The sequence below is a fragment of the Anabaena sp. CCY 9402-a genome, assembly GCF_963920945.1.
Lineage (GTDB): Bacteria > Cyanobacteriota > Cyanobacteriia > Cyanobacteriales > Nostocaceae > Trichormus > Trichormus minutissimus.
The window spans coordinates 23405-31246 of record NZ_CAWUDL010000080.1; the positions used below are offsets into that span (position 1 = coordinate 23405).

Here is a 7842-nt window from a genome sequence, read left to right on the forward strand (position 1 = left end):
TCTCTGTGGTTGAAGAAATTATTTTTTACCACAGAGGCACAGAGAGAAAAGCAAATATTTGTGAGAAGTTGACCTTTGCAAGTGCGATCGCAGAGGTTTAATTTTGTTGTATTTTAACTCAGGGGTAATTAATACAAAATTTATTATGCAAGCAAGCATTTTTACGGCTGTTATCTTACCTATAGCCTTAGCTATCATGATGCTAGGGATGGGTTTATCTCTTGCACCAGAAGATTTTCAACGTGTCAGGAAGTATCCTAAAGCTGTATCAATTGGCTTGATCAGTCAGTTAGTTTTTTTACCTATTATTGGTTTTGTCATTGCTAAAGTTGTACCGATGCAACCTGCGATCGCAATGGGGTTAATGATCGTGGCGTTGTGTCCAGGTGGGGTATCCTCGAATATCATTACATTTCTGGCTAAAGGTGATGTTGCACTCTCAGTCACTCTCACGGCTGTTAGTAGTGTGATTACAGTCTTTACAATTCCGGTGTTCGCTAACCTAGCTTTCCAGCACTTCATCGGAGAAAATGCGGCGATCGCTTTACCTATTGGTTCAACAATACTACAAATTTTTCTTATTACGCTTGTGCCTATAGGTTTAGGAATGGGTGTGCGGCAGATATTTCCAGAAATAGCACGTCGTCTGGAAAAAGTGACTAGTCGCTTGGCGATCGCCTTACTCGCTGCAATTATTCTCATACTGCTGGTTCGCGAATGGAATCGTCTCCCTGGTTTTATTGTGCAAGTGGGAGTCGGTGTTGTGCTGTTGAATGTTGTCTCTATGTTTGTAGGGGTTTGTATTAGCAAGCTATTTAAGCTGAATCCTCCTCAGCAAATCTGCATTGCTATTGAAGTTGGTCTACAAAATGGTACGCTGGCGATCGCCATTACCGCCGGACTACTCAATAATCCTGATATGGCAGTGCCGGCGGCAGTTTATAGTTTGTTTATGTATGTGACGGGGTTGATTGCTATTGGCTACGGTAGAAGGTTGGCTGCAATCAATTTTGAGGAGAAGGTTTTAGAGAGTAAGGTTTAGGAGAGTTCTTAACGCAGAGGGGCGCGGAGGTTAGCGCAGAGGGGCGCGGAGTTTTATGAGCCAGCAGAAAGTTGGGAATTTCGATCGGCGACTATTAAACCATCTTGAACTCGGATGATTCTGTGGGTTTGGGCAGCAATATCTGGCTCGTGGGTGACAATGACAATTGTGATGCCTTGCTGATTTAGTTCTGTTAGTAAGTTCATTACTTCGTAGGAAGTCTCAGTGTCTAATGCACCTGTAGGTTCATCGGCTAAAACTAAGGCTGGCCTATTAACTAAAGCACGGGCGATCGCTACCCGTTGTTGTTGTCCACCAGAAAGTTGATTGGGACGGTTGGAAATGCGTTCTCTTAGTCCTACTCTTTCTAAAGCTTCCATTGCTCTTTGGCGGCGTTTGGATTTGGGTATGTTGGCGTAAACCATTGGTAACATGACATTTTCTAACGCTGTGGCTCGTGATAGTAAGTTAAATTGTTGAAATACAAAACCTATTCTTTGATTGCGAATGTAGGCTAATTCATCATCACCATAAGTAGTCAAATTTCTACCTTCAAAAATATAGTCGCCATTGCTGGGGCGATCTAGACATCCCATAATATTCATGAGTGTAGATTTACCAGAACCCGATGCACCCATGATGGAAGCATATTCCCCTTCCTCAATCCCCAGTTGAATACCTTTGAGTATGGGAACTTGAACTTCTCCAAGTTGGTAGGTTTTAGTAATCGCATCCATCCAAATCATTGTGGTCATAATTTAGTGCTGAGTGCTGAGTGCTGAGTTGTGAGTTGTGGGTTGTGAGTTATCACAGTTATTGATTTTGAGATTTGAGTAGTCATTATAATGAGTAAAGTTGAGCGATTTGAGGATTTGATAGCTTGGCAAAAGGCAAGAATTTTGACTCAGGATATTTATCAAGTTACTCAACAAGGTCAGTTTGCTAAAGATTTTGGTTTATCGGGACAGATACAAAGAGCAGCAGTTTCTATCATGTCTAATATTGCCGAAGGCTTTGAAAGAAGTCATTTAGGAGAATTTCATCAGTTTCTTTCCATAGCTAAGTCATCATGTGCAGAATTACGTTCTCAACTTTATGTAGCTCTCGATATCCGCTATCTTAATCAAGTCCAATTTAATCAACTTTTAACTCAAGCAGAAGAAGTTGCAAAAATTATTGGTGGTCTTCGCATCTCTGTTGCTCGACAAAAACAGCAAAAAAAACAAAGTAATTACGACTAGACAAACTATATAAATTTACACTCCTAACTCCTAACTCAGCACTCCTAAATCAGCACTCCTAAATCAGCACTCTTAATCACTACGTAAAGCTGTAATAGGATCTAATTTGGCGGCGTTCCTAGCGGGAATTACTCCAGCTACTAAGCCAACAATTAACGAGAGGCTGAAGCCAATAATGACTGATAAGCCGGAAATCACAAAGGGAAATTTAAAAATACTAGCAGCAGCAAAGGCGATTAAAACTCCGCTACCTATCCCTACACAGCCGCCAAGAATAGAAATAACGATCGCCTCGGCTAAAAATTGATTGAGAATCGCGGAATTAGTTGCGCCTACTGCTTTACGTATGCCGATTTCCCTAGTTCTTTCTACAACGGAAACTAGCATGATGTTGGCAATCCCAATCCCCCCAACTACTAAGGAAATGCCTGCGATCGCTACGACCATAATCGTAAATGAACCTACGACATTCGTAAATGTACTGACGATATCAGCTTGGTTAGTCAACCGAAAATCATCGGCTTGCGGCGGATATATATTGTGACGCAGACGTAAGAGGTTGGTGACTTGGAATTGTGCTGCTTCTAATTGTTCCTGATTGCTGGCTTTGACTAAAATGCCATTCACGGAAATCCCAGTGAGGGAATTGTTCCCTACCAGTCGCTTTGACATACTTGTCAATGGGATGAAGATTTGATCATCTCGATCCGTCGGGCCTTGAGAACCTTTCGCCTCCATAATGCCAATGACTTCATAAGCTTCTCCCTGAATCCTGATTCTCTCACCTATAGGGCTGCTTCTTGCCCCAAATAGCGTTTGCTGCACTGTCGGCCCAATTACTGCCACCTGTGCAGCCGTATCTAGCTCTTCTTGAGTAAAGAATCTTCCTGCTTGGGGATAAGTATTTCTAGCATCTGAATACTTTAAATCTGTGCCGTAGATGGTAGTGGAAGTATTTTCACCGCCATAAACTACTTGTGCGTTTCGTTGCAAGTAAGCAGAAACAATCTCAGCCGATGGTGCTTGTTGTGCGATCGCTTTAGCATCTTCCCAAGTTAAGGTGCTAGTAGAACCGACACCCCGACTAATATTTCCACTCCTAGCTGCCCCTGCGAAGATTTGCAGCACGTTTGTTCCCAAAGCTTCAATCTGTTGCTCTACATTCTTCTGTACTCCTTGCCCTACAGAAGTAATCGCAATCACAGAAGCAATCCCAATAATCACACCCAACATGGTCAATCCTGTGCGTAATTTATTACTCCACAGGGTTTCTGTTGCCATTGACAAAATTTCTAAAAATGGCACTGCACGAGGATTATCTGTTTTATAAAAACCCTGAACCATAATTTTTTACTAATAAAATTTATACATAAAGCCTGTTTGACCCCTACACCCCTAGCAAGATTTAAGGTGCAACATTATCTAGAACGACGGCCACCACCTCCTGTCCCCGGAAGTATTCCACCTCTTGGTCTTGATTGTGTTCGCGTTCCTGGTGGGAAACTGAGCAGAACTTTCTCGTCACCCGTTAGTCCAGATTTCACTTCCGTAAAGTTATTGACTGTCACTCCAGTTTCAACAGGAGTAAACACTGGTTGATTATTTGCATCCATGACAAATACCCCCGTCGCGTTTTCTTGGCGCACCACAGAGGCTGTTGGTATAACTAAGGCATTTTCTAACTGACCGACTTGAAAGTCTGCTTCTACGTTCATCCCCGATCGCAATAATCTTTCTGGATCGGTAAGTGCGACCTTAACTTGAAAGCTAGTAACATTCTGCTCGACTGTAGCTTGAGCGGCAACTTGATTCACCTCACCTGTAAAGGTCTTACCGGGATAGGCATCGGCTCTAATTGTGACTTTTTGACCTAAGCTAATTTTAGCCACATTTGATTCTGATAAATTGGCTACTATTTCATTTGTCGCCGCCAAAGCCAAAATTGAAGAAGAGGTGGCGGAAGAAACCGCACTACCAGAGGTGGTTGGTGTCACAAAAGCACCAGGGTCAGCATATTTTTGTGTGACTAAACCATCAAAAGAGGCACGTAGTATGGTGTCATTGATTTGAGACTGAATATTTTGCAGCGAACCACGGGCAGACATAACCTGGGCGCGGGCTACATCAATATCTTCTCGACGTGTTCCGTCTTTGAGCAGTGCGAGGGCTTCTTGTCTTTGCTTGACTACAGCGCGTGTTTGTGCAATGTCTTCTAACCTTGACCCGGCTTTTTGTAGTGCTAATGCTTGCTGGGCTTCGTTAACTTGGGCTTGTGCGCTATCGCGATCGGCGCGTTTTTGGTTGACGATCTGGAGAGCGATCGCTCCAGCGTTGTAAAGTTCCTGATTACGGCGAAAATCATCTTCTGCCTTTTGCAGGTTAGCTTGACTACTGGCTAGACGTGCTTGGGCTTGAGCAATATCTTGAGGACGATTACCTGCTTCAACTTTTTGTAAATTAGCCTGGGCTTCGTCTAATTGTGCTTGGGCTTGGGCAATATCTTGGGGACGATTACCTGCTTGGGCTTTTTGTAGATTCGCTTCAGCTTGTGCTAGTTGTCCTCGTGCTTGGACAAGTTGCCCTCGCAAGTTGGAATCATCCATATAAGCTAAAATTTGCCCTTGTTTGACAATATCCCCTTCTTTAACTAATAGTTCTTTGAGAATGCCGGAATTTTTAGGACTAAGATTAATAGATCGTTCTGGTTTAACAGTTCCATTAGCGGAAACTGTAATTGTTAAAGTCTGTCTTTCTACAGGCTGTGTCAGGACTCTGCGCCTTGCTTGCTGTTGGGGGCTAACAGCTACTTGGTAATAAATTGTGTAGCTAATACCACCTAACAGACTAAAACCAATTAACCAAGATAGCCAATTATTTCTGACTTTTTTTTTCGTCTGTGGAACTAATGGTGGTGAGTCTACAGGGTTTGATGTCTCAAGTGTCATTTCTCATCCTGTATTAAAAATAAATGTAGGGGTCTAAAGGATATTCTCCGCATAGGTTGTGGGATTTTCCTGTAATTGATTGTATTTAAAAAAGGGCTACAGAGCTAGTTTTTTAATACTAGAACTGTAACCTGGTATCTCCTTGCTGTGAAACTTTGTTTACACCAGTGTTAACTATTTAGAGTCTAATTGTGATTCCGTTTGGCAGTCTGATCAGACCGTTGCTTTGTCTAACTAACCTTCTAGCAGGCACAATTTCTTGAGTAGGAAGGATAACATCTCCGTTAGGAAGTCTCCAGTAACCTGGATTATTAAGTCTTACTACTCTCCTCGACGTAACTACCTGTCCATTGGGCAGTCGATAGTCACCATTACGAAGTCTAACTACTCTTTGATAAGAGTCTCTTCTTTGGTACACCTGTCTATGACGGTTTCTGCTTTGTGCTTGGGCTGGTGTAGCCATTACCATAGGAGCAAATATTAAAGTAGCAGCTAATAGGATAGTTGCACGGTTTAGTTTCAACATGAAACTGTCTCCTTTTATGTACTGTGGTTGCTATATGTTGGATTCCGGTATAGGGAAAATATCCGGCTATGCCACCAATTATCAAGCCAGCCGTAGTGATTTTATAAGTGAATAAAGTCACGTGTATTTACTAATTGACACATGAAAAAAGTCATGGATTTGGGAATAGGGAATGGGGACTGGTGAAATTCTCCCTTGTCTACCTTGTCTCCCTTCTTTCCCTTTCTCTTAAGTCCGCCAGTGCTAACGACTGTAAAATTTGCCTTCCACCTCAAGCGGATATCGTTTAAGCTAGCTGAAAGATTATTTGATATGTGATTTAAGAGGCGGTAGTGTGCCTAAATACTTTCGGTTAATTTCTCTTTTAGTTGTCTGTGGTTTGTGGAGTACGCCAAAAACTGCTCAAGCCCAGGCTTTGATACCTCATGCTTTGCAATTAGATGCTGCAAAATTGGAGCAGCAGGGGTTGGGTTTAGCACAAGAAGCTGCTCAACTGGGACAGTTTCAGCAGTTTGAGTTGGCTTTACCGCGAGCTAGACTAGCTAGTCAGTTAGCCCCTGGTAATGACAAAGTTTGGTTTCTTTTGGGTGGCTTGCAGCTGCAAACCAAAAATTATGATGCAGCGATCGCAGCTTTGAACAAGGCCAAATCCCTGAATCCTAAAAATCCAGACGTTTTATTTGCTTTGGGTTCAGCTAATTTTCAACAGAAAAAATATCCAGCAGCGATAGAAAACTACCAAGCAGGCTTGAAGTTAAAACCCAACGATCCTGAAGGGCTATTTGATTTAGGCAATGCTTACTATATGGTAGGACGCTTACCTGATGCGATCGCTCAATATAACAAAGCTGTTGCTCAAGATCAGAAATTTTGGCCAGCGATTAACAACATTGGCTTAATTGAGTATGAACAGGGTAATGTTGACGCGGCAATTAAACGCTGGCAAACCTCTATCACTATTGATAAGCAAGCAGCAGAACCATTGTTAGCTCTAGCCGTAGCCCTATACACCAAAGGCGACCGCCAACAAGGTGTGACCTTGGGAGAAACTGCCCTTCGCATTGATCAACGCTATGCCGATTTAGATTTTCTCAAAGAAAATCTCTGGGGCGATCGCTTACTCTCTGATACAAAAAAATTCCTAGAGTTACCCCGCATTCAAGCCGCCTTGGAACAGCGAGAAACACCAAGATAACTGTGAGTGCTGAGTGCTGAGTGCTGAGTAGTGAGTATTCCTTTCTCCTCCACTCTCTGCTGACTTGCTGCTTCTGAATGCTGAATAATACCTAAAAACAAAACAGTAGAGGGTCTTTACAACTCCTAACTCCCAACTCAGCACTCAGCACTCATTACTCATTACTCATTACTCACTTGCTGATTATGACTAATTGCAGTACATATATACTATAGAGGCGGAATTGTTCGCTAAAAACATTAGTGAATGAATATTCCTCAGAAAATGTCGGAAGTTTTCATTAGTTGTCTGTAGGGAGAAGTGCCACGATTTGATCAACAAACTGTTGATGGTCTACAACAGGCTTAGAAATGTACCCATCAGCACCACTGAGCTTGAGGAAATTTTCGCGATCGCCTTCCATCGCGTGTGCTGTGACTAAGATTATAGGTAAATTTGCAGTTTGGGGATCAGACTTTAACATTTGGGTGATTTTAATCCCATCTACAGATTTGCCTTGATAAACACTTCTAGATAGAGAAACATCCATTAAAATGAGGTCTGCCTCTCCTGCCTGGGCAATTTTCATTACTTCTTCTACATTTTCAGTATGTTTAACCCCTAAACCGCCCCGCTTGGTCAAAATCTTAGAGAAAACGCGAGCATTAATCAGATCATCTTCAACAATCAAAACAGTTTTCATGGGAATTTTATTTATAGAGGTAAAGGGAACAGATTAAGTCAAAAGTCAAAATTAAAGAAACCCAATCATAGCAATTATCTTGAGTATGGAACTGTATTGGAGTTAGATCGGTAAAGATGGATAATCATTTGATTAAACGACTTGTCTCCTTTTTAATAATAGACCTATCTTTAAAATAAATTTTATAGGAAAATAAACAGAGAAGATAAAA

The 7842-nt window shown here is 42.0% G+C and carries 8 protein-coding genes; 3 read left to right on the forward strand and 5 right to left on the reverse strand.

Annotation, left to right across the window (positions count from 1 at the left end):
• Positions 1-145 precede the first annotated feature (145 nt).
• Positions 146-1042 carry a bile acid:sodium symporter family protein gene (locus tag ACM0OR_RS23265; protein ID WP_414578934.1) on the forward strand — a complete coding sequence of 299 codons (897 nt, stop codon included), beginning with the start codon at positions 146-148 and terminating at the stop codon, positions 1040-1042.
• A gap of 53 nt (positions 1043-1095) precedes the next feature.
• Here the strand turns inward: ACM0OR_RS23265 and ACM0OR_RS23270 are convergent, their stop codons facing one another.
• The gene (locus ACM0OR_RS23270; RefSeq protein ID WP_414578935.1) at positions 1096-1797 is read right to left on the reverse strand and encodes an ABC transporter ATP-binding protein; all 702 of its coding nucleotides are present in this window, start codon (positions 1795-1797) and stop codon (positions 1096-1098) included.
• 90 nt (positions 1798-1887) lie between these two features.
• On the opposite strand from ACM0OR_RS23270, the gene ACM0OR_RS23275 reads away from it, so the two are divergent.
• Positions 1888-2283 (forward strand): four helix bundle protein, encoded by a 396-nt coding sequence (locus tag ACM0OR_RS23275; protein ID WP_190695295.1) that lies wholly within the window; start codon positions 1888-1890, stop codon positions 2281-2283.
• 72 nt (positions 2284-2355) lie between these two features.
• On the opposite strand, the gene ACM0OR_RS23280 is transcribed toward ACM0OR_RS23275, so the two are convergent.
• From ACM0OR_RS23280 to ACM0OR_RS23290, 3 genes are all read right to left on the reverse strand, one after another.
• The gene (locus tag ACM0OR_RS23280) at positions 2356-3627 is read right to left on the reverse strand and encodes an ABC transporter permease (RefSeq protein WP_414578936.1); all 1272 of its coding nucleotides are present in this window, start codon (positions 3625-3627) and stop codon (positions 2356-2358) included.
• A gap of 74 nt (positions 3628-3701) precedes the next feature.
• Positions 3702-5228 carry an efflux RND transporter periplasmic adaptor subunit gene (locus ACM0OR_RS23285; RefSeq protein WP_414578937.1) on the reverse strand — a complete coding sequence of 509 codons (1527 nt, stop codon included), beginning with the start codon at positions 5226-5228 and terminating at the stop codon, positions 3702-3704.
• 178 nt (positions 5229-5406) lie between these two features.
• Entirely contained in the window at positions 5407-5754 is a 348-nt protein-coding gene (locus ACM0OR_RS23290) for a hypothetical protein (RefSeq protein ID WP_414578938.1), read from the reverse strand.
• A 334-nt stretch (positions 5755-6088) separates the two neighbouring features.
• Here ACM0OR_RS23290 and ACM0OR_RS23295 point away from each other — a divergent pair, with 334 nt between their 5' ends.
• The gene (locus ACM0OR_RS23295; RefSeq protein WP_414578939.1) at positions 6089-6949 is read left to right on the forward strand and encodes a tetratricopeptide repeat protein; all 861 of its coding nucleotides are present in this window, start codon (positions 6089-6091) and stop codon (positions 6947-6949) included.
• A gap of 280 nt (positions 6950-7229) precedes the next feature.
• On the opposite strand, the gene ACM0OR_RS23300 is transcribed toward ACM0OR_RS23295, so the two are convergent.
• Positions 7230-7631, reverse strand: a complete 402-nt coding sequence (locus tag ACM0OR_RS23300; RefSeq protein WP_190695311.1) for a response regulator — start codon at positions 7629-7631, stop codon at positions 7230-7232.
• Positions 7632-7842 lie beyond the last annotated feature (211 nt).

What these genes read in the sequence shown, in the direction of transcription:
- ACM0OR_RS23285 (WP_414578937.1), bottom strand. Translation starts at nt 5,228, where the DNA reads ATGACACTTGAGACATCAAACCCTGTAGACTCACCACCATTAGTTCCA.
- ACM0OR_RS23300 (WP_190695311.1), bottom strand. Translation starts at nt 7,631, where the DNA reads ATGAAAACTGTTTTGATTGTTGAAGATGATCTGATTAATGCTCGCGTT.
- ACM0OR_RS23275 (WP_190695295.1), top strand. Translation starts at nt 1,888, where the DNA reads ATGAGTAAAGTTGAGCGATTTGAGGATTTGATAGCTTGGCAAAAGGCA.
- ACM0OR_RS23280 (WP_414578936.1), bottom strand. Translation starts at nt 3,627, where the DNA reads ATGGTTCAGGGTTTTTATAAAACAGATAATCCTCGTGCAGTGCCATTT.
- ACM0OR_RS23265 (WP_414578934.1), top strand. Translation starts at nt 146, where the DNA reads ATGCAAGCAAGCATTTTTACGGCTGTTATCTTACCTATAGCCTTAGCT.
- ACM0OR_RS23270 (WP_414578935.1), bottom strand. Translation starts at nt 1,797, where the DNA reads ATGACCACAATGATTTGGATGGATGCGATTACTAAAACCTACCAACTT.
- ACM0OR_RS23290 (WP_414578938.1), bottom strand. Translation starts at nt 5,754, where the DNA reads ATGTTGAAACTAAACCGTGCAACTATCCTATTAGCTGCTACTTTAATA.